Genomic DNA, 1,345 nt, shown 5'->3' on the forward strand with positions numbered 1-1,345 from the left:
TTTATTTGGCTGAGTCGGTTGAGCTCGTTCGCTGAGTTCTGACCATTACTTTCGCGGTAAGTTTTCCCAAACTCACTGCTGTAATAGTTTTTAAGTTTATTTTTGTCAGATTCAGATACACGATTTTCTGGATAAGAATTAAAAGCGGCGGTGAAGTCTTTAAGTGCCGACTTAGTGGAATTATTATCCGCTAAGGTTTCTAATTGATATCGAATCTGATCGAAGTAACTTTCGATTTCCCGTTTTTTATTTCCCGAATAGAAATAAGTTGGCTAGTTGCTCTATCATAAATAGCCTGTTCCGATAACCCTGATGCTCTCCAGGCAACGAAGTTTCCGCTAACGATAACGCCTATCGCGCAGAGTGAAGAACAAGCGATAATAATTTTTGTTGCGATCTTCATGTTTCCAACCCTATCAGCCTTTCTACCATTATTTTTATAAGAATGTAGGCAATAAATTCATAGAACCTAATTCTAGCCTGCTGACTTTGCTATAAATATTTTAAAAAATAGTCCACATTTCTCAGTGTGGTACAAAATGTAATGAGATACATACCACCTTCGTATAAAGATCACGATTATTTGAATAATGTCTTGTATTTAAGACATATATTTTATAGGAATTTGATATAACCACTTTTAATATAAGGATTAAGTTTAATCACAAGACCTAAATAAAAAAGAAAATGAGCCAATGAGAAAATTACAGATAGACGATTACATAGCTATTCGGTTTAATTTCAAGAGATTCGGAAATGCATTTAAAATCATAATCAATTGATGTATTACTCACTAATAGTTCATCAACAGATTTTATATTTTTACCTTTGTTTAGTGCTATTAACCCTACTTTACCTCTGGAAATTATAATGGCATCTTTATCTACAAATTCGACTTTCATTTGATGACCGTAAGTCAAATTATGAAATTCCAATAAAGATTTCATTTTTTGGCTGCGCCAGTTTTCCGCCCAACGAGATATATTCTCTTTTTCTGAAAAAGTTCGCTCTGGTGGCTCAGCATAAATCAGCGGTACCCCACCATCACGCCCAAGAATATAGGCATAAGCCAGCCATTCGTTCGACTCTGACATCACCAAATCTTCAAACACGCGATTATTTGGAATGTCGTGAGTGGTTGCAAAAGTGACAGCCCTTGGGTTAGACAGAGCCTGCCCCAGTGCATAAGGGTTGACCAGAGATTCGAAACTGCCTTTGTCACCTAGTGCATTAAAAAGAGTGTTGAAGAGTGGAAAGTCGTACGCCGCAAGCTGCGTTTTTTCCAGGTAAGGTTTGAGGAAAACCTCGTATTCCTGACGAGTTGCGCCACCATCTGTGATGATTT

General features: G+C 37.0%; 1 protein-coding gene. It reads right to left on the bottom strand.

Annotated features, from left to right (window positions below):
• Positions 1-704: 704 nt before the first annotated feature.
• The coding region (locus RH89_RS29950; protein WP_004403722.1) for an alpha-amylase family protein at positions 705-1,345 on the bottom strand (641 nt) is incomplete at its 5' end.

The sequence above is a fragment of the Vibrio nigripulchritudo ATCC 27043 genome (assembly GCF_000222685.1).
GTDB classification, from domain to species: Bacteria; Pseudomonadota; Gammaproteobacteria; order Enterobacterales; family Vibrionaceae; genus Vibrio; species Vibrio nigripulchritudo.